Here is a 24,886-nt window from a genome sequence, read left to right as displayed (position 1 = left end):
CCGGCGAGCCGACGGGTGAGGTGCGCATGAGTCTTTCTCTGCGTTTCGCCGCCGGATCGCACAAAGGCATGATCCGCGAGGGCAACGAGGACTCCGGTTACGCCGGCCCCCGTCTGCTGGCCATCGCCGACGGCATGGGTGGCCAGGCGGCCGGCGAGGTCGCCTCCTCCGAGGTCATCTCCACGCTCGTCACCCTCGACGACGACGTGCCCGGCTCCGACATCCTCACCTCGCTCGGCACCGCCGTTCAGCGGGCCAACGACCAGCTCCGGATGATGGTCGAGGAGGACCCGCAGCTCGAGGGCATGGGCACCACGCTCACCGCCCTGCTGTGGACCGGCCAGCGTCTCGGCCTCGTCCACGTCGGCGACTCCCGCGCGTACCTTCTGCGCGACGGCGTGCTCACTCAGATCACACAGGACCACACCTGGGTGCAGCGGCTCGTGGACGAGGGCCGGATCACCGAAGAGGAAGCCACCACCCACCCGCAGCGCTCTCTGCTGATGCGGGCGCTCGGCAGTGGCGACCATGTGGAGCCCGACCTCTCCATCCGCGAGGTCCGCGCCGGTGACCGCTATCTGATCTGCTCCGACGGGCTGTCCGGCGTCGTCTCCCACCAGACCATGGAGGAGACGCTCGCCAGCTACCAGGGTCCGCAGGAGACGGTTCAGGACCTGATCCAGCTCGCCCTGCGCGGCGGCGGTCCCGACAACATCACCTGCATCGTCGCCGACGTCCTCGACACCGACTCGGGCGACACCCTGGCCGGGCAGCTGAGCGACACCCCCGTCGTCGTCGGCGCGGTCGCCGAGAACCAGCACCAGCTGAACGACGGCGGCGCCATGCAGACGCCGGCCGGCCGTGCCGCCGGTCTGGGACGTCCCTCGGCACCGGAGGCCCCGGGCGGGAGTTTCGGCCCGCCCGGATCCGGCGACGGCGGCTACGGCGGCATGCCCCCCGAGGGCAGCTTCGGCGCCTACACGGACGACGACTTCGTCAAGCGCGGCGGACGCAAGTGGCTGAAGCGCTCGCTGTACATCGTCCTCGCCATGGCGGTCGTCGGCGGCGGTCTGTACGGCGGCTACCGCTGGACCCAGACCCAGTACTACGTCGGCACCAAGGGCGAGCACGTGGCCCTGTATCGCGGCATCAGCCAGGATCTCGCCTGGCTGTCGCTCTCGGAGGTCGAGAAGGACCACCCCGAGATCGAACTCAAGTACCTACCGCCCTACCAGCGCAAGCAGGTCGAAGCGACGATCACCGAGGACAGCCTCGTCACGGCCCGCGCGAAGATCGACGAGCTCGCCAAGCAGGCAGGCGCCTGCAAGAAGAACGAGGAGCGCCGCGAGGCGGCCGATCGCGCGAGCACCCCGCCTCCGGGCGAGGGCGAGGCCGGCGGCACCGCCGGGACGCCCACCACCCAGGGCGCAAAGACCAAGCCGACCGCAGCCTCTCCCTCCCCGGGTCCCACCCTCTCGGAGGAGGAGCAGAAGCTGGCCTCGAACTGCGGCAAGCAGTAATCGTCCGTAGGGGGCCTTCTCCACCATGAGCGTTGTCACCAACACGACCACGATCGGCGCGATCGACGCACCGAGCCGGCGGAACACCGAGCTGATGCTGCTCGGCTTCGCCGTCGCCATCCCGGTGTTCGCCTACATCAACGTCGGCCTCGCCCTCGACGGCGAACTGCCGGCGGGCGTCCTCGGTTACGGCCTCGGCCTCGGCCTGCTCGCGGGCGTGGCCCACCTCGTGGTGCGCCGGTTCGCCAGGTACGCCGATCCGCTGATGCTGCCGCTGGCGACACTGCTGAACGGTCTCGGCCTGGTGCTCATCTGGCGGCTGGACCAGTCTCCCCGGCTGCTCGCCCGCAGCGACTTCGCCCCGCAGGCCACCAACCAGCTGATGTACTCGGCGCTCGGCATCGCGCTGTTCGTCGGTGTGCTGCTGGTCATGAAGGACCACCGGGTCCTCCAGCGCTTCACATACATCTCGATGGCGGTCTCCATCGTCCTGTTGCTGCTGCCGCTCGTCCCGGGGCTCGGTGCGGACGTCTTCGGCGCCAAGATCTGGATCCGTGTGGGCGGCTTCTCCATCCAGCCCGGTGAGTTCGCGAAGATCGTGATCGCGGTGTTCTTCTCCGGCTACCTGATGGTGAAGCGTGACGCGCTCGCCCTCGCCAGCCGCCGGTTCATGGGGCTCTACCTGCCTCGCGGTCGTGACCTCGGACCGATCCTCACTATCTGGGCGATGAGCCTGCTCATCCTGGTCTTCGAGAACGACCTCGGCACCTCGCTGCTGTTCTTCGGCATGTTCGTGATCATGCTGTACGTCGCCACCGAGCGGACCAGCTGGATCGTCATGGGTCTGCTGATGTCCGCGGGCGGAGCTGTCGTCGTCTCTTCGTTCGCCAGCCATGTCCAGTCCCGCGTGGCAGCGTGGCTCGACCCGTTCGGATGCCTGGAGTCGGCTCCCGAAGGCTCGAACATGCTGAACGCCTGTGACCAGATGACCCAGGTGCTGATGTCGTTCGGCGCCGGCGGAACGCTGGGTACCGGCTGGGGTCAGGGCAACTCCGACCTGATCGCCTTCGCCGCCAACTCCGACTTCATCTTCGCCACCGTCGGCGAAGAGCTCGGCCTGGCGGGCGTGATGGCGTTCCTGCTGCTGTACGGACTCATCATCGAGCGCGGTGTCCGCACCGCCCTCGCCGCGCGCGACCCCTTCGGAAAGCTCTTCGCGATCGGCCTCTCCGGCGCGTTCGCGCTCCAGGTCTTCGTCGTCGCGGGCGGTGTGATGGGCCTCATCCCGCTGACCGGTATGACGATGCCGTTCCTCGCGGCCGGTGGTTCTTCCGTGATCGCCAACTGGGCGCTGATCGGCATCCTGATCCGTATCAGCGACACCGCGCGCCGCCCCGCACCGTCCCCCGCACCGTCCCCTGACGCCGAGATGACCCAGGTGGTCCGACCGTGAACAAGCCTCTGCGCCGGATCGCGATCTTCTGCGGAATCCTGGTCCTCGCCCTGATGATCCGGGACAACTGGCTCCAGTACGTCCGGGCCGACGAGCTCAACGCGAACAAGTACAACAAGCGCGTCGAGATCGAGCGTTACGCGCACGAACGCGGCAACATCATCGTCGACGGCAAGTCGATCACCGGCTCCGTCGAGACGGACGACAACTACTACAAGTACAAGCGGACCTACACCAACGGGCCCATGTGGGCCCCCGTGACCGGTTACGCCTCACAGGTCTTCGGCGCCAATCAGCTCGAGAAGCTCGAGGACGGCATCCTCAGCGGCAATTCGGACCAGCTCTTCTTCGACCGCACGATGGCGATGTTCACCGGCGACAAGAAGAAGGGCGGCAACGCCGTCACCACCCTCAGCGGCAAGGCTCAGGAAGCGGCCTACAAGGGACTCGGCGACAAGAAGGGCGCCGTCGCGGCGATCGACCCGAAGACCGGCAAGATCCTCGCCCTCGCCTCCACCCCTTCGTACGACCCCTCCTCCTTCGCCGGCCGTCTGGAGAAGGACGGGAAGGCGTGGACAGCGCTGACCAACGACCCCGACAAGCCGATGCTCAACCGCGCGCTGCGCGAGACGTACCCTCCGGGTTCCACGTTCAAGGTGCTCACGGCCGCCGCCGCACTCGAATACGGTGCGGTCAAGGACATCAACGCGCCCACGGAAACCCCTGAGCCGTACATCCTCCCCGGCACGCGCACCCCGATGATCAACCACGCCAGTGGCTGCGAGAACGCCACCCTGAACAGGGCCATGGAGGTCTCCTGCAACTCCGTCTTCGCCAAGCTGGGCGACGACGTGAGCCGCGACAAGATGGTCGAGATGGCGGAGAGGTTCGGCTTCAACAACACGGAGATCGACACCCCGATCCGTGCCGCCGCCTCCGTCTACGACAAGAAGATGAGCCGGGACGGCAACGCGCAGTCCTCCATCGGCCAGTTCAACACCGCCGCCACCCCGCTCCAGATGGCGATGGTCACCGCGGCGATCGCCAACGACGGCAGGCTGATGAAGCCGTACATGGTCGACAAGCTGGTCTCCCCCGACCTGGACGTCATCCAGCAGAACGACCCTGAGGAGATGAGCCGGCCGATCTCCGCGGAGAACGCCCAGCTGCTCCAGCAGATGATGGAGAACGTCGTCGAGAACGGCACCGGCGGCAACGCGGCCATCAACGGCGTGAAGGTCGGCGGAAAGACCGGTACGGCGCAGCACGGTGAGAACAACAGCAAGAACCCGTACGCCTGGTTCATCTCGTACGCCAAGACGGACAACGGCTCGCCGGTCGCCGTCGCGGTGGTCGTCGAGGACAGCAACGCCCGCCGTGACGACATCTCGGGCGGCGGCCTCGCCGCCCCGATCGCCAAGGCCGTGATGCAGGCGGTGCTGGGCGACAGGCAGTGACGAGGATCACTCCCGGCCTCCATACCTGCACATTGCGATACCGGTCGGGTATCAGCTGCCGATTGCGGGCGGATCAAGTACGGCGTGCCCGGTAGCCTTTGCGCGAAACAGCACACCGGAGGACCACACACGGGTGCGGTCGGGACTGACGGAGAGGGCTGGAACAGTTATGGAAGAGCCGCGTCGCCTCGGCGGCCGGTATGAACTGGGCTCGGTGCTCGGCCGTGGTGGCATGGCCGAGGTCTACCTCGCCCACGACACCCGGCTCGGCCGCACTGTCGCCGTGAAGACGCTGCGGGCCGACCTCGCCCGCGACCCGTCCTTCCAGGCCCGGTTCCGCCGTGAGGCCCAGTCTGCCGCCTCGCTCAACCACCCCGCGATCGTCGCTGTCTACGACACCGGCGAGGACATGGTGTACGACGGCGCCGCCGGCGGGTCCGGGGTCTCGATCCCGTACATCGTCATGGAGTACGTCGACGGCTCCACGCTGCGTGAGCTGCTTCACTCCGGCCGCAAGCTGCTGCCGGAGCGCACGCTCGAGATGACCGTGGGCATCCTCCAGGCGCTGGAGTACTCGCACCGCGCCGGGATCGTCCACCGCGACATCAAACCGGCCAACGTCATGCTGACGCGCACCGGGCAGGTCAAGGTCATGGACTTCGGCATCGCCCGGGCCATGGGCGACTCCGGTATGACCATGACGCAGACGGCCGCCGTCATCGGCACCGCCCAGTACCTCTCCCCGGAGCAGGCCAAGGGCGAGCAGGTCGACGCCCGCTCGGACCTCTACTCCACCGGCTGCCTGCTCTACGAGCTCCTCACCGTGCGTCCCCCCTTCGTGGGCGACTCCCCGGTGGCGGTGGCCTACCAGCACGTTCGGGAGGAGCCGCAGCCGCCGAGCAACTTCGACCCCGAGATCACGCCCGAGATGGACGCGATCGTGTTGAAGGCGCTCGTCAAGGACCCGGACTACCGCTACCAGTCCGCGGACGAGATGCGCGCGGACATCGAGGCGTGCCTCGACGGCCAGCCGGTCGCGGCCACGGCCGCGATGGGTGCGGTCGGCTACGGCGGCGGTTACGGGGACGACCAGCAGACCACGGCCCTGCGTCAGGCGGACCCGGCCGGCCAGACGTCGATGCTGCCGCCCATGAACCCGGACGACGGCGGCTTCGGCGCCTACGACGACCGTCCGGACCGCCGGCGCCAGAAGAAGTCCAACACCTCGACGATCCTGCTGGTGCTCGCGGGCATCCTGGTGCTGGTCGGCGCGGTGCTCATCGGCAAGTCCCTCTTCGGCAGCACGGACGGCGGCGGCGAGGTGGACGTGCCGCGGCTGGTGGGTCTTTCGATGGCCGACGCACAGAGAGCGGCGGAGAACTCCAAGGTGGAGGTCTCACAGGCCAGCACCGCACGGTGCGAGCAGCCGAAGGGCAGCATCTGCTCCCAGGACCCGGCTCCCCCCGGGAAGATGAACGAGGGCGAGACGATCCAGGTCGTCGTCTCCGAGGGCGCCCCCAAGGTCAAGGTGCCGGACGTCGTGGACAAGGACGTCGAGTCCGCGACCGAGATCCTCGAGGCCGAGAAGTTCAAGGTCGAGACCAAGGAGGTCGAGTCCGCGGACGAGGACCCCGGCACGGTCCTCGAGCAGACCCCCGAAGGCCGCTCCATGGCCGAGACCGGCGCGACGGTGACGCTGACCGTCGCCAAGCAGGCCAAGCGGGATCTGCCCAACGTCGTCGACCAGCAGTTCGAACCGGCGAAGAACCAGCTCGAGCTGCTCGGGTTCGAGGTCGTGAGGGTCGACGTCGACTCGGACAAGCCGGCCAACCAGGTCGTCGCCCAGGACCCGCAGCCCGGCAAGGTCGCCAAGGGCAGCAAGGTCACGCTCCAGGTCTCCAAGGGCCCGGCCCAGACCCAGGTCCCGGTCCCTGCCCAGATCCTTGGCAAGCGGGTCGGTGAGGCGAAGCAGATCCTTGCCCAGGCCGGATTCACCAACGTCCAGGTCGCTCCGGGCAATCCGGGGGACGACAACGCCATCGTCACCGGTTCCAACCCTCCCCCCGGCACTCCCGCGGACCCGGCCACCACCCCGATCGTCCTCACGACGATCGGTGGTGACGGCGGCAACGGCGGCAACGGCGGCAACGGTAACGGCGGCAACGACGGCGGCGGCTTCTTCGGCGGAATCAGCGGCGACGACTGACGCCCGCCTCCGCGAACGGCAAGCAGTGAGCCCCGGCACCTTCGAGGTGCCGGGGCTCACCCGTGTCCGGGGCGGTGGGAAATCAGCGCAGCTCCGCCGGCGGGGTGCGCTTCGCGTCGACCTTCTCGGTGCGCTCCAGCTCGCCCCACACGATGTAGCGGTAGTCCGAGGTGTAGATCGGCGTGCACGTCGTCAGCGTGATGTACCGGCCCGGCTTCGTCTTCCCGGACTCCTTCGGGACCGGCTGCAGCACCTCCACGTTGTACTTCGACGTCTTCGGCAGCGTCTTGTAGACCTTGTAGACGTACCAGGTGTCCTTGGTCTCGAAGACCACCGGATCACCGTTCTTGATCTTGTGGATGTTGTGGAACTTGGCTCCGTGCCCGTCCCTGTGCGCGGCCAGCGTGAAGTTGCCCTTGTCGTCCCAGGGGAGGGCCGACCTGATCGGCTCGGTGTAGTAGCCGGCGATGCCGTTGTTGAGCTCCTTGGTGTTCGTGCCTTTCTTCACCAGGACCTCGTCGTCGCCCATCGCGGGTACGTGGAGGAAGCCGATGCCGTCCTTGGTGTCCAGCGCGCCCGGGCCGCTGTTCGCCCAGTCGTCCCGGATCCGGTCACCCTGCCTGGACGACTCACGGTCGGCCAGGACGTTGGTCCACCACAGCGAGTAGACGACGAAGAGCCCCAGCACCACACCCGCGGTGATCAGCAGCTCTCCGAAGACGCTGATGGCGCCGGCGATCCGGCCTCGTGCACGTGCCACTGCACCTGTTCCCTGTCTTGAGGTGTCTCAGCCGACGAGCGCGTCGGGCTTGCCCTTGCTGCGCGGCCGTTCCTCGACCATCTTGCCCCACACGATCATTCGATATGTACTCGTGAATTCGGGGGTGCAGGTCGTCAATGTGATGTAACGGCCGGGCTCCTTGAACCCGGACTGCTCCGGTACAGGGCTGATCACGCTCACGTTCGACGGCGAGGTCTGCGGAAGGATGTTCGCCATCTCGTACGTGTAGTACGTGTCCTGCGTCTCGACGACGATCGGATCTCCGCGCTCGAGGCGGTTGATGTACCGGAACGGTTCGCCGTGGGTGTTGCGGTGGCCCGCGACGGCGAAGTTGCCCTGCTTGTCCTCGGGCATCGCCGTCTTGAGCTTTCCCTCGCCGTAGTGGCCGACCATGCCCCGGTCGAGCACGCTCTGCTTGTCGATGCCCTCCGCGATCGGCACGACGACGTCCAGCTTGGGGATGTACATGATGGCGAATCCCTGACCCGGCTCGAACGCGTCGGGCTTGCGGCCGTTCGCCCAGTCGTCCTGGATCTTGTTCGCCGCCTTGTCCGCCTGTTGTCCGGCGAGCACGTTCGTCCACCACAGCTGGTAGGTGACGAACAGCAGCATCAACACACCGAAGGTGATGAACAGTTCACCGATAGCACGGCTGGCGATGACCGCCGGACTGTCCTTCGCGGCACGCGCCGCGCGCCGGGCCTCGACACGGGACAGCGGCTTCCCCGGCTCCCCGGCCGCCGGTGCCGCGGCCGGGGCCGCTGTGGCCCGTCTGCGACCGCGGTTCTTGGCGGCGCGGCGCCGCTCGGCCCGCCCCGGACCCGGTGGTGTCTCCGCCGCACGGCGGGTGTCGGACGTTCGCAGGGCCACCGTCTCGTCGTCGGGCACAAGAGTCGGACCCGAGACGGGAGTTCGCCGTTGTTCCTGGCCCGGCGGGGGCCCCTGTGCCGGCAAGGAGGCCGTGACGGGGTCCGCCGCGTCCCCGGACGCGTACCAGTCGTTCAGAGGCTCCTGCGTGGCGCTCAGGGGCTGTTGGAGCGCCGACCACTCCTGCGGCTCCGGCTCCTGCCGCTGTGGCCCGGCCGGTGCCGCCATGTCGGAGGCGCCGAAGTCCTGCGCCGCGTTGTCCGCTGTCGGTGGGATGTTCGTCGCCCGGAACCACGGCGAGCCCTGCCGGTCAGGGGGGACGGGATCCGTCAACGGGTCGTACGCGGGCTCGCTCTGCCCCTCGGGGCCGTACCCGTACCGGCCCTCGTACTCGTATTCGTGCTCGTGCCCGGGGCGCACGGCGCTCACGCCAGAGCCTTGCCCACCACCGGTGCGAGTCCCGCCGAACGCCCGACCGCCCCGGCGTCGCCGCACTGCTCCAGCCAGTTGGCGAGCATCCGATGGCCGTGCTCGGTGAGAACCGACTCCGGGTGGAACTGCACGCCCTCGACCGGCAGTTCACGGTGGCGCAGCCCCATGATGATGCCGTCCGCCGTACGGGCCGTCACTTCCAGCTCGGCCGGGAACCGCGCCGGCTCCGCGGCCAGCGAGTGGTAGCGGGTCGCGATGAAGGGCGACGGCAGGCCCGTGAAGACGCCCGTGCCCTCGTGCGTGACCGGCGAGGTCTTGCCGTGCAGCAGCTCCGGGGCACGGTCCACCACGCCGCCGTACGCGACGGCCATCGACTGCATGCCCAGGCACACGCCGAACACGGGCACGCCGGTGGCCGCGCAGTGCCGCACCATGTCGATGCACACGCCGGCCTCTTCGGGAGCGCCGGGACCGGGTGACAGCAGCACGCCGTCGAAACCGTCCTGCGCGTGCTCGAGGGCGACCTCGTCGTTGCGCACGACCTCGCACTCCGCGCCGAGCTGGTACAGGTACTGGACGAGGTTGAAGACGAAGCTGTCGTAGTTGTCGACGACGAGAATGCGCGCGCTCACCGGGCCGCTCCCTCTCCGTCGACCGTCACGTCGCCGAACGGGAGCAACGGTTCGGCCCACGGGAAGACGTACTGGAACAGCACGTAGACGACCGCCAGGACGAGCACGAGCGAGAGAGCCGCCCGCACCCACGCGTTGCCCGGCAGATGCCGCCAGATCCAGCCGTACATGCCGTCCCTTTCCGTTCGGTACGGCACCAGACTAAAGGGCCGCGGAGGCCTGTGGGTCAGCTGCGCAAAGCCGGTGGTTTGCCGTCGGTCACAGGGTGGGTCGCATCGAGGTGCGCCCAGACGACGAGACGGTGGCTGCTGCCCCACTCCGGCTCGCAGGTGGTGAGTGTCAGATAGCGCCCCGGCTCGCCGAAGGGGGCCGCCTCCCGCCTGAACGGGCGGGGCACCGGTTCGATCACGCCGATGTCTCCGGGGACGGTCCGGTGGGGCCTGTTCGCGATGCGGTAGGTGAACCAGGTCGTACCGTCGGTGAGCACCACCTCGTCACCGGGACGCAGCTCCGGAAAATCCTTGAACGGGTCTCCGTGCGTTCGGCGGTGGCCCGCGACCGCGAAGTTGCCCGTGGCTCCGAGCGTGCCCGTGGAGGCGTAGTGCCCGAGCCCCTTCTTGAGCACTCCCGGCTCCGTGCCCTCGAGGACGGGCCGGTCCCAGTTCTTGCCGAACCGGGGGATGTACATGACCGCGAAGGGCTCACCCGGCTCGTACGCCGCGGTCGTGGGGCGGGGTGCGGGGGCGCCGCCGGGCTCGGGCGCCTTCGCCGCCCAGTCGGCCCGCAGTCTGCCAATCTCGCCGGCCGTGGCCCTGTCGGCCTCGATCCCTGTCCAGAACAGCAGGTGGACGACGAACAGCACGATCAAGGCGCCGATGGTGATGCACAGCTCACTGAAGGTCCTCACGAGCGCACGCACCGATATCGACACCGGCTCCCCCAAGCGCCGAAGGAAGGCTTACCCGACGGGTTTCGCGTAGTGCAGATCCACTGTGCCGGAGTAGCCGGGGAGAGTCACGGTCTCGTTCTCGTCGACCTTCCAGCCGAGGCCGTAGGCCTCCACGTACAGCTGGTAGTTCTGGATCGCGGGAGAGTCGGCGAGCGCCTTCTTGAGCACGTCCTGGTCACCGACAGCGGTGATCTTGTAGGGCGGTGAGTAGACCCGGCCCTGGAGGATCAGCGTGTTGCCCACGCAGCGCACGGCGCTGGTGGAGATCAGCCGCTGGTCCATGACGCGGATGCCCTTGGCGCCGCCCTGCCACAGGGCGTTGACGACGGCCTGAAGGTCCTGCTGGTGGATGACCAGATCGTTGGCCTGCGGCTCGGGGTAGCCGGGCGCGGCACGGGCGTCCGGCGGGGCGTCGTCGAGGGTGACGGTCAGGGCGCTGCCTTTGAGGGGCTCGGTACCCGCCGTTTTCTCCAGCGCCGCCAGCTTCGCGTCCTCGGCCTCCGTGGAGCCGTCGTCGCGCTGTGCGAGGGCGTCCACGTCGCCGCGCACGGCCGAGGTGGATTCCTCGAGGTCGCCGTTCTTCTCGCTGCGCTGCTTGATCAGGTCGGAGAGCCTCAGCAGGGAGTCGTCCGTGCGCAGGTCCGTACCCTTGGCGGTGTTGAAGCTGGTCACGAAGATCAGTCCCGCGAGGGCGAAAACGGCAGCCGTCAGCAGCCGGACCGGTCGCCACTTCGAGCGGCGAACGGGGCCTTGCGGGGAGTCGGCGGAATTGCTCAACGTACCCTTATCTCCTTCGACGCCGCGGAAGCACTACGCTAACGGACGCCCGGGGGCGGCAGTGGCCCCCCTGGCTCCGGCCCCGGCGCCAGCCACAGTTCCCTGCGCGGTAACGCAGCGCATCGACAGGAGAGTCCCTCGTGCCGAAGTCACGTATCCGCAAGAAGGCCGACTTCACGCCGCCTCCGGCCGCGAAGCAGGCGGCGACGATAAAGCTCACCAACCGCAGCTGGGTCGCGCCGGTGATGCTCGCCCTGTTCCTGATCGGGCTCGCCTGGATCGTCCTGTTCTACGTGACCGAGGGCAGCCTGCCGATCAAGAGCTTCGGCAACTGGAACATCGTCGCCGGCTTCGGGTTCATCGCCGCGGGGTTCGGCGTCTCGACCCAGTGGAAGTAGCTGCTCCGCAGCCGGGCACACGGACCGGGTCCCCAGTTGTCCACACCGTTTTCCACAGGCCGGGGAAAAGGTCAGAAGATCTGTGGATAACTCTCGGCCCGTTGACGCCGATGTGACTGCGCCTGTCAGGCCAGTGAAGCGATCAGCCCCTTGCTCCTCCTGGAAAAACCCAGGTCAGAGGCAAGGGGCACGCTTGTTCCACACACGATGCACAAGATCCGCCACACGCTGTGGACAACTCTGGGGAAAGCTCCACTCCCGTTGCTGTCAGGTCATGTGATGGCGGCGGTCCTGGCCACGACAGCGACGACACTGAGAACCACGACCGCCGCGCAGACGGCGAACTGGACGGCGCCGCGGCGCTTCCCCTGCGGGGCGTGCACCAGGCCGTACGCGATCACGATTCCGGCGATCAGGCCGCCGATGTGCGCCTGCCAGGCGATGCCCGCCCAAAGGAACGTGATGACCAGGTTGATCGCGATGAGCACCATGATCGGACGCAGGTCCTGCCGCAGCCTGCGCATCAGCACCACGGTGGCGCCGAGCAGGCCGTAGATCGCGCCGGAGGCGCCCAGCGATCCCTGCGCCGGCATCTCGATCAGATAGGTGAGGGCGCTGCCTGCCAGGCCGGAGATCAGGTAGAGCGCGAGGTAGCGCACCCGCCCGAGCGCCTCCTCCAGCGGACCGCCCAGCCACCACAGCAGCAGCATGTTGAAGAAGATGTGCCACACCTCCTCATGGAGGAACATCGCCGTGGCCAGGCGGTACCACTCGCCGTCCGCGACGCCCACGACCTCCGCGAGGCGCGGATCGTACGCGTAACCGATCATCGTGAACCGGTTGACGAAGTGGTCCTCGAGCCCGAGCGCCAGGCCGAACATGGCGATGTTGAGGGCGAGGATGATCTTGGTCATCAGTCGTGGATCGGCGGCGATCGCACCACCGGCGATGGTCCGCGGCCGGTTCGCGTTCGGATGGTGACCGGTACCGGAACCGGTGCGGACGCACTCCGGGCAGTGAAAGCCGACGGACGCGTCGACCATGCAGTCCGTGCAGATCGGCCGCTCGCAACGGGTGCACGTGATGCCCGTCTCGCGGCCCGGGTGGCGGTAGCAACTGCGCAGGCCGTGGGCGTCCCCCGGCTCCTGCGGACCGCCTGGCGCCTGGTCCATGGGATCACCTCACCAATCTGGGCTCACGACGTCGCCCCGCCCATCCTTACGGATGGACGGGGCGCAAAGGTTCCCCTGGGGAAAACCGCCTGCGGCGGGCGTCAGCGCGTCTCGACGACGACGGACTCGATCACGACGTCGTTGACGGGCCGGTCGGTGCGCGGGTTCGTCTGAGTGCTCACGATCGCGTCGACGACCTTCTTGCCGGCATCGGTGCTGACCTCACCGAAAATGGTGTGCTTGCGCGTCAGCCAGGCGGTCGGGGAGACGGTGATGAAGAACTGGGAACCGTTGGTCCCCGGGCCGGCGTTGGCCATGGCCAGCAGGTACGGCTTGTCGAAGGCCAGGTCCGGGTGGAACTCGTCCTCGAACTCGTAGCCCGGGCCGCCGGTGCCGTTGCCCAGCGGGTCGCCGCCCTGGATCATGAAGCCGCTGATCACGCGGTGGAAGACCGTGCCGTCGTACAACCTGTCCGTGGACTTCTTGCCGGTCGCCGGGTTGATCCACTCCCTCTTGCCCTGCGCGAGCTCGACGAAGTTCTTGACCGTCTTGGGCGCGTGGTTCGGCAGAAGCCGGATCTCGATGTCGCCTTGGTTGGTCTTCAGGGTGGCGTAAAGCTGCTCGGCCACGATCTGCCTTCCGTAAGTCTTCTCTGACGTCTCCCGATCCTTGCACGGAAGAGCCACTCACGGAGAAAGGCCGCCGGGTCGTCGCCCGAGCGGCACGCTTTGGGTGGAACCGTGGCATCGTCGTCCACAAGCTCCCGGCATGACCCGGATGCCCGCCCCGCATGCCGGGGCGGCGTTCAACGGGCATGATTTTCAATCGGGTGGAAAGGCGGGACTGTACCCCAACTGGGGACAACCCCGGTCACCCTCAGAACGCCACCGAGGAGGAGGATCCCGTGACCCGCATGGACAGCGTGCGCGCCGCGACCGGTACGGCGAAGGACAGCGTGCTGCACGCCGCGGACGTGGTGGCGCCTTACGCCGGCACGGCCAAGGACCAGGCCGCGCACTATGCGCACGAGGCCCGCGTACGGCTCGCGCCGAAGGTTTCGCAGGCCGCTACCGCGGCCCGAGTTCAGTACGGCAGTCGTGTCGCACCACGCGTACCGCCGAAAGTCGATTTGGCCGCGCGCCGCGCCGCGGTACAGGCCAGGAGGGCCGCCCGTCAGGCGGCCGACTACACCGTCCCGCGTGTCGAGCACGCGATGGCCGTGGCTCAGCCCGTTCGTGAGGAGGCTACGGCCCGTTCGGCTGCCGCTCTGGCCGCGCTGCGCGGTCAGGTGACGGCCAAGGAGATTCAGAAGCTGGTGAGGAAGCACGAGCGGCGGTCGAAGGCCGGTCGTCTCGCCAAGGGTCTCGCTGCCCTCGGCGTACTCGCCGGCGGAGCTTTCGCCGCATGGAAGTGGTGGGACAAGCAGGCCAATCCCGACTGGCTGGTGGAACCGCCCGCTGCGACGGAGGTCTCCGACCGTGCCCCGCTGGCCTCGGTCGACGGCAGCACCCAGGCCGGGCTGGACCCTGACGTCCAGGTGAAGCAGGACGAGGCCGAGTCGGGCGACGAGGACCGCCGCTGACGGCTTGTCCGTCTTACGTAAGGCGCCGGGAGTGGAGAACGCTCCCGGCGCCTCATGCTGCGAGGAGAGCGGGGCCGTCACCCTGGTCACCGCGCGCGGCCGCGAAGTCGGCCGTGAGAACGAGCGCGGAGCCTTCGGGGGCGTCCGCAGGGGACCCGGCGGGGACGACCGAGAGTGCACGGTGGAACGCTGCGGCGGGCGCGGCGGAGGCGGCGGACGCACCGGTCGGAGCGGCAGCGGAAACGCCGTCGGAGACGCCGGCCGGAGCTGCGGCCGAAGAACCGTCGGAGACGCCGGCCGAGGAGCCTGCGGACGAGGCGGCCGGGGTGGCGGCCGAAGGAGCGGTCCGGCTGTCGGCCTGAGCGTCGGCGCCGGTGGAAGTGCTCATCGAGGGGACGTCCCCGAAGCGGGCGGCGGACCCTGTCGCGGCAGCGGGGGCGGAGGCTGCGGGGGACGGCACCGCGGGGACAGGGGCGGCTGCCGAGGAGGCACCGGTTGATGTGGCGGCGCGGAACGGGCCTGCGTAGGGCGCCGGCGGATACGCGCCACTCGTGTCGGGCCCTGACAGATGCCGCACAGCGGGAGACGATCCGTGCGCCTCGGCGCTGATGCGCTGTTTCATCGTGGGCGGCAGCGACCGGTCGCGCACCGTCGGTGCCGGCCATGTGACCTGTCGCCTGGTCTGAGCCGGCACCGTCGCGCGCAGCGCCTTCGGACGGGCGGCGCCGGCCGGCTCGTCGGGGGACTGCGCGGCGGGCTGTGCCGTGGCGGCGGTGGTGAGCCCCACCGAGGCAAGCAGAGCAAAGAACGCGGTGAGGAACGCGTTCCACAGATTCCTGACCTTGAAGGTGGCCATGACCCCTCGCTTTCGGGTTGAGCGCTTTACATACCTTCCTCATGATGTGTACGCATTCCGAGAAGTGGGGGAGCGACGCCGCCACTGCGCAGTTCTTCTGATGAACAACACTCGGACGGCCCAGCCCGCCGGGGAACAGCCGCCGAGTTGCGCACCTGCCCGAGGCCGTCCATGGATGTTCCCCGACTCCCGCCACTCGCTGATCGTGCAGGTCAGCGCCTACGCGACAGCCCACATCCGCCGGTCCTCCACCGACCGGTGCGGGTGTGGTTCGTCGTTCTCGCACCGGGCTGATCCCCCTTCAGGAGGCAACGCAGGAACGGAAGAAGCACCGGGGTCCGATTCGACAGACGCGGGTCGCGCCGCTACGGGGGCTACTTGCCTACTTTGCTATCCCATTACGATCAGCCCCAACGCCGCGCACGCCACCTGACCAGGCGCGCCGGCAGAAAACCGGGGAGCACGATTTGACCGTCAACGACCTGTCCGTCCTGGGGATCTCCGCACTGGAAGAGTCGATCTACCGGCACTTCCTGCGTAATCCCGACACTTCCGCGGACGACATCCATCTTCTGTTCCACACCTCGCTCGAGTCCGCCGCGGCCGCCAAAGACCGGCTGTGCGAACTGCGACTGCTGAGATCCACGGAAGGCGAAGGCGGCCCGACCCTGTCCGCGGCGGACCCCGCCACGGCCGTCGACCAGCTGATCGACGTACGACTGCGGGACCTGCACCAGGAGTTGCAAGCCGTCACGCAGGCACGCCACTTGACGGCCTCCCTCTGCGCGGAGCAAGGGGTGCACGCGCTCCCGCCGCAGAGCGTGGAGCGGATGGAGAGCATTCCGCAGATCCGCAGCCGACTGGACGACCTTGCCTTCTTCGCCCGTGAGGAAGTGCTGTCCGTCGACCCCTACACCGCGCTGACCGCCGACAGCATCGCGCACTCGCGCCCCCTGGACCTGCGTTGCCTGCGGCGGGGCCTGCGCATCCGGAACATCGTCATCAAGGAGGCCCTCGACGATCCTCCGACGCTCGCCTACCTGCGGGAGATCGCCGCGCACGGGGCCGAGATCCGGGTGACCGAGGAGGTGACGGAGCGCATCATCGTCTTCGACCGGCGTACCGCGCTCGTCCCGCTGGATCCCTCGGACACGGCGCGGGGCGCGCTGATGGCGCGGGAGACGGGGCTCGTCGCCAACATCCTGGCGCTGTTCGAGAAGATCTGGGACCAGGCCCAGCCCCTGGCCGAGCTCACCGATCCGACGGACACCGCCAGCGGCGGACTGTCCGAGACGGAGCGGCTGGTACTGGAATCCATGTGCCGGGTCGAGAAGGACGAGGTCGGCGCCAGGGAGCTGAAGATCTCGGTGCGGACCTATCGGCGGCACATCGCCGACCTGCTCCGCATCCTCGGCGCCGGCAGCCGTGCGCAGGCGGCACTTCTGGCGCGGGAGCGGGGCTGGGTCTGACCGGTGGGTCCGCGGCGGCGGGGTGGCCGGGCAGCCACCCGGCCCGCCGCTGCGGGGCCTTCTAGGACGGCCTGATCCGCCACCCGGTCAGAGCGCTGTCCGTGAGCACCGTCTCCAGCCGACCGCGGATCTCACCGGGGGTGCCGGGGACGGAGTGCAGGGGGATACCCAGGGCGATCTCGTTGTTGCCGACCGTCGACACGCATGCCCAGTCGGCGGGCAGCAGCCCGATGAGCCGGATCGCCGTCGTCTGGCCCGGCGCGGCGTTCTCGTCGGTCCTGACCACCGTGAACAACAGGTGTTCAGCGGTGCCCGGCGGCGCTTCGGCCGGCCCGTCGTCCTTCATTGGTTCCTCCCGGTAGAGCTCGCATGAGCCGTCGTGTCCCCCGTCGTCCTGTCCCCCGCCCGTGCGTGGGGATCAGGGTGAGCCTGGCACCCGGACGAGCCGCGGGGAGGTCCCCTCGCTGACAGCATGCTGCAGCGGGGTGCCATGATCCTGCAGCCGCCGCGGCTGTCCGGCCGGTCCGGGCCCAACTAGCTTTCTGTGCATGGCAAACGAATCAGTGCACCCCCCACACGGCACCGGTCACGGCCGACAGGACGCCTCCTCCGGCAGGAGTCCCTGGTGGTACTACCCGGGGCTCGGCGCGTCGCTCGCCGTCGCCTTCGTCTGCATCGACATCGGTGGCAGCCTTGTGCCCGCCGGCCCGATCGCCGGTGCCGTCCTCGGCCCCTCCCTGCTGACCTGGGCCGCGTCCCGCAGCCGTGGCCGCGCCGCCACGCAGGCTCTTTCCGCGGCCGGTTCGCGCAACCTCTTCGGTCTCTATCTCGTCCTGCTCGGGCTGGTCACCGCGGTGGGCCTCGGGCTCGGCCTGGGCACCGACCTCACCGGCGCGGCGAGTGCCGCCGGTCTTGTGGCCCTCGCCCTGACCGTGGTGCTGGGCCGTCAGGCGGACCGCGCCGTCACCCGACCCGGCCACTCCTGAGCTCCCACCCCTCGTCCTTTCTCCGCCTTCCCGCTTCCGGCGCCACCGGGTCCCGACGGACCCGGTGGCGCTTTCGTCGTCCGCACCTCAGTGGACGGCCGCCGGCACGGCCCGTGGCAGGAACAGCCGCCCGGCCGCCCGGGAGACGTCCTCGGCGGCGACCGCACGCAGCAGACCGGGGAGCAGGAGGGGAAGGCCGGCATCACCTCCGGCGGACACCGTTCGCCGCAGCAGGTCCGCGCGGGCGGCCGGTGAATCGAAGGCGGCGAGCAACTGGGCGGCGCAGAAGTCACGTACGGGCCGCAGTTCCCGTTCCGTGAAGGGCTCGGCCGCAAGCCGGTCGGCCTCGGCACGGATACCGGCCCACGCTTCTTCCAGAGCATCCGAAGGCACTCTTCCGCGCAGAAACGCACGCGGCACCCCGCAGACCGTGTCCCGCCCCGTGTACATCTCGAAGCCCGCGACCGTGCGGTCCGCGAACCGCCCGGCGAGCCGGCCGCCGAAGAAGCCGCCCATGGCGGCCGTGGCGAGGAACCGTGCCGCCTCGTCGGCCGCCCCGGTGACCGGCCGTTCCATGACGGAGAGCAGCAGCCGCACATGCGCGCCGTCGACGGCGTGCGATTCCCGCGGCGCTCCGTCGTCGTGCCCGTAAGGCGGCCTGGCGGTTTCCGGCGCGGACTGCTCGCGCACCCTGCTCCAGGGCTCGAGCGCGTCCGCCGCCCGGGCGACGACGGTGTCCGGGTCCAGTTCCCCTACGGCGATCAGCGTGCCCGCGCCGACCGTGGCGTGCGCAATCAGCTCCGCCCGTACACGGTCGTCGAGCTCCTCTTCCGGGGTACGCGGGGGAACCGGCTTCCCCGGACGATCGAGGGTCGAGTGCTCGGCGAGCATGGCGGGCGCCAGCTCGGCCAGCACGGTCAGCCAGTCGGCTGCCCGTCCGGTCGGTGCGTGACCCGAGACGTCCAGCCATTCGCCGTCGACTGCGACCGCGAGCGTTCCGCCGAAGTCCTCGGTCCGCGCGGCAGCACGGATGTGCCGTGCGCGGGCACGGACCCGTTCACGGGCAGCGCCGGGACTGCGCCATCCGGCCCGCCCGAGCGGCACCCGCCAGCGCAGTTCCACCAGAGGGGAGCGGCGATCGGCGACCGCGACCACACGCGTGCCTCCGGGCAGTTCCACTTCGCGGGTGGGCAGGCGTCCCGGCACGAGGGGCGCACCGGGTCCGGGAACCGGCAGGGCCCCTGGGCGCGGGAACGCGTCCACCGCCTGCGCCGTTCCGCCGACCGCGGCCGATGACGGGCCGGAAGAGTTCGAGCGCACCGGGACAGGACGGGTGCGACGGGCGCCCGGCTCGATGACCAGGACCGCCTTCGGTTGCTGCGCCAGTGAACGCGCCGCATCAGCCACCTGGTCGGTCCGCACCTCCCGTATCAGCCCAGGGATCGCCTCGAGCAGTTCCGCTCTGCCGAACAGCGTCTCCAGCCGGCCGAGCGCGCGGGACCTTGTCTCGATGTCCGCGTGGGCGCGCTCGTGCTCCACCGCCATCAGCCGGGCCGCCCGGGGGACGGCCTCGTTCAGACCGCGATCGTCCGCCCAGGTGCGGAGCCGGTCCGTGATCGCACGGACCACCTCCTCGGGGGTCCGGCCGGCCGGAAGGACGGCCGTCACGACCAGCGGGTCCGGGTCCCTGGCGTCCAGCGGCCCGAAGAATCCGCAGTTCGCGGCGGCCGAGGGGAGGCCGAGGGCGGCGGCCCCGTGGCGGTTCAGCAGTGCGGCCAGTACCGCGTGCGCGAGATAGCCGGACAGGTCCCTCTCCGGATCGGGCAGGCGGTGCCCCAGGGCCAGCACCGTGGCGCTGACTCCGGGCTCCTGGTACCTGGCCCAGCGGTCCGTCGTCGGAAGGGGCTCGTGAAGGGTGGGCGGCAGTGGATGCGGCCGCGCGGGAATGCCGCCGAAATGACGTTCGATCAGCGCACGGGTGACATCCGGCTCGGCCGCGCCGACAACGGTGAGGACCGCGTTCCCGGGTGCGTAGTGCGCGGTGAAGAACTCCTCGCAGTCCTCGATCGTGGTCTTCGCCAGCGTTACGGGATCGCCGTACCCGTCATGGGCGTTGGCGTGCCGGCTGAAGAGAACTCCTGGCAGAAGCGGCCAGGGGAGTCCGCCGTAGGGCCGGTCGGTGGTCGCGCCGTGGATCTCGTCCGCCACGCCTGCCAGTTGTTCGGCCAGGTGGTGTTCTGTGAACAGGGGCGCCCGCATCCGGTCGGCCTCCGCGAAGAGTGCCTGCTCCAGTGCCTCCGCGGGCGCGACCTGGAAGTAGTCCGTGTAGTCCTGGTGCGTGGTCCCGTTGGCACGGCTGCCGAGCCGGTGCACATGGTCGTAGAACCGGCCTCCGGGAAGGCTGACGCTGCCGCGGAACATGAGGTGCTCGAAGAGGTGTGCGAAACCTTCGCGGCCGGGGGGCTCGGAGCGGAATCCGACGCCGTAGTGCACGGACACCGCGGCCCGGGGGATGCCCGGCTGATGCTGCAGCAGAACGCGAAGCCCGTTGGGCAGGGTGAAGCGGTCGAGGCCGGCGGGGCCGGGCAGAGGCGGCGTCATGTCACCGCTCCCCGCAGGCCGATGAGGAAGCGCAGGAAGTCGGCGTACCGCTGGAAGCTGTCCACAGGTTCGTCGAGATACGCGGCGATGTCGTGGACGTGCAGCATGATGCGCAGCACCGCGAGCCACTGCCAGTCGGCGCCAGGATCACGGCCGTACCCCTCGCACAGGGCGTCGATATGGGCCTGCCAGGCGACGGGGTCACCGCCCAACTGCCACTTGAGTTCGACGAGTTCGCCGATGATCCAGCCGATGTCGACGTACCAGGGAAGGACGCTCAGGTCCTCACCCGCCAGCAGCGTCGCCGAACCGTCGGGGCCTGCTATCAGCGAGCCCAGGCCGGCCGCACCGTGCGCCAGCACGGTGGGGGTGTCCCCGACGACCCGCTGGTGCCATCCGCGCACCGTCGCCCATGCCGGGTCACCGAGGGCCTTGCGCATCTGCTCGGCGGCCTGGGCCGCGCGCGGTGTCGGGGCGCGGCCGGTCAGCCAGCTGTCCAGCCGGTCGAGCCCACGGGACCCGTGGGCCCGGGCCGAGGCCGGCGGCGGCACGTCGTGCAGCGCCCGCAGGGTCGTACCGAGGTCCCGCAGCGCCTGCGGCGGGACGGCGCCCGGACCGCCGGTGAGCAGCAGATACGCGACGGAGTGCTCCCCCTCGAGGTGGTACGTGCGGCCGACGCCGTCGGCCGCGCCGAAGACGACGCGGACGCCGGGACCTGTCACGGCGGGCGGTGTGCGCGGCACGGGAACGAACGGAGCGGGGGCATACGGGCCAGGAGCCCTGCGCCACTGGTTGAGCCCTCCGGGGAGCGGACGGACCTCCGTGCGCAACAGGCCGGTGCCGTAGCGGGTCACCGCTTCCGCTTCGAGGGTCGGGAGCGTCACAGCAGTGCCTTTCTTTCCGGGTGGACACGTTGGTCGTCGATGAGCTGAACGCGTCGGCCCTCGAGCCGTTCGATCACCTCGGGCAGGGTCGGTGGGACCCATGCCTCCATACGGCCGGTGGTCAGACTGCGGCCCTGCTCGGGTGGCACCATCACGACATTGGGGCGGGCCGACAACTGCGACCAGTGCTCACGGAAGGCGGGACTGTCGAGACCGCCGGGCGGAAGTGCGGGCGCCACGGCGATCGGAGCGCGGGTGCACTGGGCGGCGAGCAGGGAGGGGCTGTCGGCGAGGCCGAGGGCCAGGCGTGCCGTGTAGTGGAGCGTCGCCGGGTAGACGACGAGTGCCTCGGCCCATTCGGCGAGCGCCACGTGACGGGCGTGCACTTCGTCCTCCGGCCACTCGTCGAAGAGGACGTCGCCGGCGACCCGGTGGGCGAGCGCCTGCCGGGTGACGAATCGCCGGGCGCTGCCGGTGAGGACGACGGACACTTCGAGGCCGGTGTAGGAGGCGCGCAGCCAGTCGAGCCAGAAGGGCAGGCTGGTGGCGTAGGCGGAGCCGGTACTGACCATCAGGAGCCGCTCCACGCCCAGTTCAGGTGCCTGCGGCGTTGGCGCAGGTGACTCCTGTGCTGACGGAGCAGCCGCTGGATGCGCTGCCGACGAGGCATGGACGGATGGGGACGCAGGGCCCGAAGCCGCGGGCGAGCGGGGGAGCGGGGTCCGTACGGGAGAGGCCTGAGGGGACCACAGCGGGGTTCGCGTCATGAGAGCACCTCACGCAGGAGTGTTTCGAGTTCCTTCAGAGCTGTCCGGGTCCCGGTGGTGGCGAAGACCCCCGAGACGTTCAGGACGATCTCGTCGGCACCGGCGCTTCGGTATTCGTCGAAGGCCTCTGCGATGTCCAGCGGTCCGCCGTACACAAAGGCGCCCCCAGCGATCAGAGCCTTGGCGCTGGCCACCGGGTCGGTCTCCATGTCCACATCGATTCCGGACCGGCGCAGCATGTCCCGGTAGTGCGGCAGCGACATGTGGGCCGAGTTGCTCGCGAGCGCCACGTCCGTCGGTTCCCGGCCGTCCGCGGCCAGGGCCACCGGCACCATGGCCACGAGGCGGGGCCGGGTGCGCCCGGCGCGTGCCGCGCCTTCCTCGAGCGCCGGCACCACCACGTCGCGCAGATACGTCGCGGGGGTCAGCCAGGTGATGGCCGTGTCGGCGACCTCACCGGCGAGCTTGGCCATACCTGGGCGCAGCACTCCGAGGCCCACCTCCACCTCGGGCCGGGGCTGCACCGGGAGCCGGCCGCGGACCCGGAAGAACTCGCCGTCCAGGTCGACCGCTTCACCGTCCAGCAACCCGCGTACCGCCGTGACGTACTCCCGGCAGGCGCCGAGCTGGCTGCGATAGGGAGCCCCGAGCAGGTTCTTCTGAAGAACACCGGCACCCGGTCCGAAGCCCGCCACCACGGGATGGTTCATGGTGACCGCCAGCGACTGTGCCTGAAGTGCGGCTTCGTACGGGTGGCGCAACGGCATCACGGTGACTCCGGTTCCGGCCGGGACACGGAAGCCGGACGCGGCCATATAGGCGAACGTCTGGTGCGGTTCACCGACGGAGGACTGGCCCTGCCACAGCCGGTGGGCGCCGGTCCATTGAGTCAGCGCCGCGTACGGCAGCGCCTGCTCCGGACGGGACGGGGTGAAGGGCATCAGCACCGAGTACTGAGGCGTGGCGGCGGAGACGGCGGTGCCGGTCATGAAGGCTCCTGGGAACGGTGTCGGGACGATGTCGGCCCGACCGTGTTTCACGTGAAACGTGGCAGGGCGAAGGCAGGCGGACCGTGTTTCACGTGAAACAAGCCGGCGGTCGGGCCAAGGCGGAGAGTCGGTCAGGCCGCGATGGGTGCTCGGAAATCCGCACCGAGCGACTGGCCTGCCACGAGCTCGGCGTAGGCGGGGCAGCGGTCCACAAGTGCGGCGTGTCCCCCCTCGTCGGTGACGGCACCCCGGTCCATGACGATCACGTGATCGGCGTGCTGGATGGTGGAGATCCGATGGGCGACGACGACCACGGCACGCTCTGCCGCCAGTCGGTCGACGGCAAGTCGCAACCGCTGCTCGTTGACGCTGTCCAGATGCGAGGTGGGCTCGTCGAGGAGCACCAGGTCCGCGTCGGCCAGCACCGCGCGGGCCAGCGCCAGTCGCTGTCGCTGTCCACCGGACAGTCCGGTGGTGCCGTCGAGCACGGTGTCCAGGCCGTCGGGGAGCGCCCGGATGTCTTCGGCGAGACCGACCCTGTCCAGTACGGAGTAGAGGGTGGCGTCGTCGGCAGGTCGCCGCCGGCCGAGGACGAGGTTGGCCCGTACGGACTCCTGAAGGAGGGTGGATGCCTGGTCGACATAGGCGATACGGCTCCGGAGGTCGGCCGGGGACCAGTCGGCCAGGTCCCGGCCGTGGACCTCGATGCGACCGCTGTCGGGCTCCATGAAGCGCTCGATCAGGGACAGGACGGTGGTCTTCCCCGAGCCGGACAGACCTACGACTGCGGTGAGACCCCGGCCCGGAACGGTGAAGCGGGCGCCGCGCAGCACAGGGCGCTCGGCCTCGTAGCCGAACACCACGTCCGCGAAGTGGACTGCCGGAACCTCCGCGGAGGCGACGGCTCGTGTCGGCACGGAGGCGGACCGGGAGGCCGTTGACGACACGGCCGGGGCGTAGGTGCCCTCCTCGGCCGGCAGCGCGAAGACGTCCTCGAAGCGCTTACGGGCCACCAGGCCCAGCTGGATCCCGCTGACCCCGGACGCGGCCATGATCAGCGGAGCGGTCAGCTGCAGCAGGTAAAGCAGGAAGGCGACGAAGTCCGCAAGGAGGAGGTGACCGTCGAGCATTCGCGCACCGCCACCGACGACGACGGCGACCAACGCGATCTGCTGTCCGAGGTTGATCACCGGCACCATCAACGACTCCATGCGCGCGGCATCGGTCTCGAGCTTCGCCACCTTCCGGGCACGCTCCGCCAGGCTCGCGGACACGGCGTCCTCGGCCCGGTACGCCTTGATGACGGTCAGTGAGTCGAGTGCGGCGACGAAGCTCTGGGCGAGTGTGCCGACCTCCTCGCCCACGGCGGCGTACTTGCGGCGAAGCCCCTTGACGACGAGCGTGATGATGCCGACGGCGGCCAGGAACGCGCCGACCGTGATCAGCAGCAGGACCCAGTCGAGCAGCCCCATGACCACGAGCGTGCCGAGAACGGTGATGCCTGCCATCGGCAGCTGCACGGGGCCAATGTCGATCAGATTCTTGATCCGGGCGGCGTCCGAGGTCAGCCGGGCCACGAGGTTGCCGCTGCCCTCACGCCGGGCGTCAGCGAGCCGCAGACCGAGCGAGTGCCGCATGGTCCGCACCCGCAGCCGGCAGATGAGCCGCTGCCCCATCCGGCCGAGCAGGAAGGAGGCCAGCGCTCCGGCGGCGGCGGACCCGAATCCCGCAGCCACCATCACGGTGGCCCACACGCCAAGGCCTTCGCCGCTCTGGATCGCGCCCAGCAGCTTGCCCACGACCAGCGGCAGAGCGAGCGTTGCCCCGGTGGAGACAAGGGCGAGCAGGCCGACGGCCGCCAGTTGCAGTCCGTTGCCGCGGGCGAGTTCCCGCAGCACCTTCAGCTCGGCCACGGGTTCCGCCCCGGCCCCTGCTGTGTGCTTCATGGCAGTCCAACTCCTCTGATCAGTACGGTGGTCGGGCGCGGTGCGCATCGCCGTCATGCCGGCGGGACCGCTGTGCCGAAGCTGTTGACGGCAAGCTCATCCACCGCGCGGCGGGCGTGAGGTGCGGCGCCGCGACGGCGGCGCGAGGCCGGACGAGGTCCG

The 24,886-nt window shown here is 69.6% G+C and carries 23 protein-coding genes and 1 pseudogene; 8 read left to right on the top strand and 16 right to left on the bottom strand.

The window, feature by feature from the left end; translation table 11 throughout:
• The first annotated feature begins 26 nt into the window (after positions 1–26).
• The 4 genes from ACTMTU_RS11505 to pknB all read left to right on the top strand — a co-directional run bounded on the left by ACTMTU_RS11505 (position 27) and on the right by pknB (position 6,636).
• Positions 27–1,520 (top strand): Stp1/IreP family PP2C-type Ser/Thr phosphatase, encoded by a 1,494-nt coding sequence (locus ACTMTU_RS11505; protein WP_441263369.1) that lies wholly within the window; start codon positions 27–29, stop codon positions 1,518–1,520.
• 25 nt (positions 1,521–1,545) lie between these two features.
• Positions 1,546–2,973, top strand: coding sequence for an FtsW/RodA/SpoVE family cell cycle protein (locus tag ACTMTU_RS11500; protein WP_441263368.1), 1,428 nt, complete (start codon positions 1,546–1,548; stop codon positions 2,971–2,973).
• A complete protein-coding gene (locus ACTMTU_RS11495) occupies positions 2,970–4,430 on the top strand; it encodes a peptidoglycan D,D-transpeptidase FtsI family protein (protein WP_441263367.1) in 1,461 nt (486 codons plus the stop codon). The genes ACTMTU_RS11500 and ACTMTU_RS11495 overlap by 4 nt, the downstream gene beginning before the upstream one ends.
• A gap of 169 nt (positions 4,431–4,599) precedes the next feature.
• Entirely contained in the window at positions 4,600–6,636 is a 2,037-nt protein-coding gene (gene pknB / locus ACTMTU_RS11490) for a Stk1 family PASTA domain-containing Ser/Thr kinase (RefSeq protein ID WP_441263366.1), read from the top strand.
• Positions 6,637–6,718: 82 nt separating this feature from the next.
• Here the strand turns inward: pknB and ACTMTU_RS11485 are convergent, their stop codons facing one another.
• Genes ACTMTU_RS11485 through ACTMTU_RS11460 form a run of 6 tightly spaced genes read right to left on the bottom strand, consistent with a single transcriptional unit; the run spans position 6,719 to position 11,074 of the window.
• Positions 6,719–7,396: a class E sortase gene (locus tag ACTMTU_RS11485; RefSeq protein WP_356623436.1), complete on the bottom strand. Its 678-nt coding sequence runs from the start codon at positions 7,394–7,396 to the stop codon at positions 6,719–6,721.
• A 27-nt stretch (positions 7,397–7,423) separates the two neighbouring features.
• A complete protein-coding gene (locus ACTMTU_RS11480; RefSeq protein ID WP_441263365.1) occupies positions 7,424–8,713 on the bottom strand; it encodes a class E sortase in 1,290 nt (429 codons plus the stop codon).
• Complete coding sequence (locus tag ACTMTU_RS11475) at positions 8,710–9,348, bottom strand: aminodeoxychorismate/anthranilate synthase component II (protein ID WP_441263364.1); 639 nt, start codon at positions 9,346–9,348, stop codon at positions 8,710–8,712. Before ACTMTU_RS11475 ends, ACTMTU_RS11480 begins: the two co-directional genes overlap by 4 nt.
• The gene (locus ACTMTU_RS11470) at positions 9,345–9,518 is read right to left on the bottom strand and encodes a hypothetical protein (protein ID WP_159689746.1); all 174 of its coding nucleotides are present in this window, start codon (positions 9,516–9,518) and stop codon (positions 9,345–9,347) included. The genes ACTMTU_RS11475 and ACTMTU_RS11470 overlap by 4 nt, the downstream gene beginning before the upstream one ends.
• A 56-nt stretch (positions 9,519–9,574) precedes the next feature.
• Positions 9,575–10,273 (bottom strand): class E sortase, encoded by a 699-nt coding sequence (locus ACTMTU_RS11465; protein ID WP_441263705.1) that lies wholly within the window; start codon positions 10,271–10,273, stop codon positions 9,575–9,577.
• A gap of 33 nt (positions 10,274–10,306) precedes the next feature.
• The gene (locus ACTMTU_RS11460; protein WP_441263363.1) at positions 10,307–11,074 is read right to left on the bottom strand and encodes a DUF881 domain-containing protein; all 768 of its coding nucleotides are present in this window, start codon (positions 11,072–11,074) and stop codon (positions 10,307–10,309) included.
• A 140-nt stretch (positions 11,075–11,214) separates the two neighbouring features.
• Here ACTMTU_RS11460 and crgA point away from each other — a divergent pair, with 140 nt between their 5' ends.
• Positions 11,215–11,472: a cell division protein CrgA gene (crgA, locus tag ACTMTU_RS11455; RefSeq protein WP_441263362.1), complete on the top strand. Its 258-nt coding sequence runs from the start codon at positions 11,215–11,217 to the stop codon at positions 11,470–11,472.
• Positions 11,473–11,744: 272 nt separating this feature from the next.
• On the opposite strand, the gene ACTMTU_RS11450 is transcribed toward crgA, so the two are convergent.
• Together ACTMTU_RS11450 and ACTMTU_RS11445 are read right to left on the bottom strand one after the other, a co-directional pair.
• Positions 11,745–12,644 (bottom strand): rhomboid family intramembrane serine protease, encoded by a 900-nt coding sequence (locus tag ACTMTU_RS11450; RefSeq protein WP_441263361.1) that lies wholly within the window; start codon positions 12,642–12,644, stop codon positions 11,745–11,747.
• 101 nt (positions 12,645–12,745) lie between these two features.
• A complete protein-coding gene (locus tag ACTMTU_RS11445; RefSeq protein ID WP_441263360.1) occupies positions 12,746–13,273 on the bottom strand; it encodes a peptidylprolyl isomerase in 528 nt (175 codons plus the stop codon).
• Positions 13,274–13,548: 275 nt separating this feature from the next.
• Here ACTMTU_RS11445 and ACTMTU_RS11440 point away from each other — a divergent pair, with 275 nt between their 5' ends.
• Entirely contained in the window at positions 13,549–14,226 is a 678-nt protein-coding gene (locus tag ACTMTU_RS11440; RefSeq protein WP_441263359.1) for a DUF5324 family protein, read from the top strand.
• Between the two features lie 52 nt (positions 14,227–14,278).
• Here the strand turns inward: ACTMTU_RS11440 and ACTMTU_RS11435 are convergent, their stop codons facing one another.
• Together ACTMTU_RS11435 and ACTMTU_RS11430 are read right to left on the bottom strand one after the other, a co-directional pair.
• The gene (locus tag ACTMTU_RS11435; protein ID WP_441263358.1) at positions 14,279–14,614 is read right to left on the bottom strand and encodes a hypothetical protein; all 336 of its coding nucleotides are present in this window, start codon (positions 14,612–14,614) and stop codon (positions 14,279–14,281) included.
• A gap of 166 nt (positions 14,615–14,780) precedes the next feature.
• Positions 14,781–15,082 (bottom strand): annotated as a pseudogene (locus ACTMTU_RS11430) (DUF6344 domain-containing protein); the annotation flags it as partial.
• 467 nt (positions 15,083–15,549) lie between these two features.
• On the opposite strand from ACTMTU_RS11430, the gene ACTMTU_RS11425 reads away from it, so the two are divergent.
• Positions 15,550–16,551 carry a helix-turn-helix transcriptional regulator gene (locus ACTMTU_RS11425; RefSeq protein WP_441263357.1) on the top strand — a complete coding sequence of 334 codons (1,002 nt, stop codon included), beginning with the start codon at positions 15,550–15,552 and terminating at the stop codon, positions 16,549–16,551.
• Positions 16,552–16,612: 61 nt separating this feature from the next.
• On the opposite strand, the gene ACTMTU_RS11420 is transcribed toward ACTMTU_RS11425, so the two are convergent.
• On the bottom strand, positions 16,613–16,897 hold the full coding sequence (locus tag ACTMTU_RS11420; RefSeq protein WP_441263356.1) for a hypothetical protein: 285 nt from the start codon (positions 16,895–16,897) through the stop codon (positions 16,613–16,615).
• A 202-nt stretch (positions 16,898–17,099) separates the two neighbouring features.
• Between ACTMTU_RS11420 and ACTMTU_RS11415 the strand changes: the two genes are divergently transcribed.
• Positions 17,100–17,537, top strand: coding sequence for a hypothetical protein (locus ACTMTU_RS11415; RefSeq protein WP_441263355.1), 438 nt, complete (start codon positions 17,100–17,102; stop codon positions 17,535–17,537).
• An 87-nt stretch (positions 17,538–17,624) separates the two neighbouring features.
• Here the strand turns inward: ACTMTU_RS11415 and ACTMTU_RS11410 are convergent, their stop codons facing one another.
• The 5 genes from ACTMTU_RS11410 to ACTMTU_RS11390 all read right to left on the bottom strand — a co-directional run bounded on the left by ACTMTU_RS11410 (position 17,625) and on the right by ACTMTU_RS11390 (position 24,724).
• Positions 17,625–20,138: an insulinase family protein gene (locus ACTMTU_RS11410; RefSeq protein WP_441263354.1), complete on the bottom strand. Its 2,514-nt coding sequence runs from the start codon at positions 20,136–20,138 to the stop codon at positions 17,625–17,627.
• On the bottom strand, positions 20,135–21,022 hold the full coding sequence (locus ACTMTU_RS11405; protein WP_441263353.1) for a hypothetical protein: 888 nt from the start codon (positions 21,020–21,022) through the stop codon (positions 20,135–20,137). Before ACTMTU_RS11405 ends, ACTMTU_RS11410 begins: the two co-directional genes overlap by 4 nt.
• A complete protein-coding gene (locus ACTMTU_RS11400; RefSeq protein WP_441263352.1) occupies positions 21,019–21,594 on the bottom strand; it encodes a flavoprotein in 576 nt (191 codons plus the stop codon). The genes ACTMTU_RS11405 and ACTMTU_RS11400 overlap by 4 nt, the downstream gene beginning before the upstream one ends.
• Positions 21,595–21,785: 191 nt before the next feature.
• Positions 21,786–22,778, bottom strand: coding sequence for an LLM class flavin-dependent oxidoreductase (locus ACTMTU_RS11395; RefSeq protein ID WP_441263351.1), 993 nt, complete (start codon positions 22,776–22,778; stop codon positions 21,786–21,788).
• 131 nt (positions 22,779–22,909) lie between these two features.
• Positions 22,910–24,724: an ABC transporter ATP-binding protein gene (locus tag ACTMTU_RS11390; RefSeq protein ID WP_441263350.1), complete on the bottom strand. Its 1,815-nt coding sequence runs from the start codon at positions 24,722–24,724 to the stop codon at positions 22,910–22,912.
• Positions 24,725–24,886 lie beyond the last annotated feature (162 nt).

This window comes from Streptomyces sp. OZ13, from assembly GCF_052068155.1.
Lineage (GTDB): Bacteria > Actinomycetota > Actinomycetes > Streptomycetales > Streptomycetaceae > Streptomyces.
This window is presented reverse-complemented; position numbering and strand designations above follow the sequence as displayed.

Coding starts and splice junctions, on each gene's coding strand:
- ACTMTU_RS11400 (WP_441263352.1), bottom strand. CDS start 21,594: ATGGTCAGTACCGGCTCCGCCTACGCCACCAGCCTGCCCTTCTGGCTC.
- ACTMTU_RS11410 (WP_441263354.1), bottom strand. CDS start 20,138: ATGACGCCGCCTCTGCCCGGCCCCGCCGGCCTCGACCGCTTCACCCTG.
- ACTMTU_RS11420 (WP_441263356.1), bottom strand. CDS start 16,897: ATGAAGGACGACGGGCCGGCCGAAGCGCCGCCGGGCACCGCTGAACAC.
- ACTMTU_RS11450 (WP_441263361.1), bottom strand. CDS start 12,644: ATGGACCAGGCGCCAGGCGGTCCGCAGGAGCCGGGGGACGCCCACGGC.
- ACTMTU_RS11395 (WP_441263351.1), bottom strand. CDS start 22,778: ATGACCGGCACCGCCGTCTCCGCCGCCACGCCTCAGTACTCGGTGCTG.
- ACTMTU_RS11415 (WP_441263355.1), top strand. CDS start 17,100: ATGGCAAACGAATCAGTGCACCCCCCACACGGCACCGGTCACGGCCGA.
- pknB (WP_441263366.1), top strand. CDS start 4,600: ATGGAAGAGCCGCGTCGCCTCGGCGGCCGGTATGAACTGGGCTCGGTG.
- ACTMTU_RS11435 (WP_441263358.1), bottom strand. CDS start 14,614: ATGAGCACTTCCACCGGCGCCGACGCTCAGGCCGACAGCCGGACCGCT.
- ACTMTU_RS11390 (WP_441263350.1), bottom strand. CDS start 24,724: ATGAAGCACACAGCAGGGGCCGGGGCGGAACCCGTGGCCGAGCTGAAG.
- ACTMTU_RS11500 (WP_441263368.1), top strand. CDS start 1,546: ATGAGCGTTGTCACCAACACGACCACGATCGGCGCGATCGACGCACCG.
- ACTMTU_RS11505 (WP_441263369.1), top strand. CDS start 27: ATGAGTCTTTCTCTGCGTTTCGCCGCCGGATCGCACAAAGGCATGATC.
- ACTMTU_RS11470 (WP_159689746.1), bottom strand. CDS start 9,518: ATGTACGGCTGGATCTGGCGGCATCTGCCGGGCAACGCGTGGGTGCGG.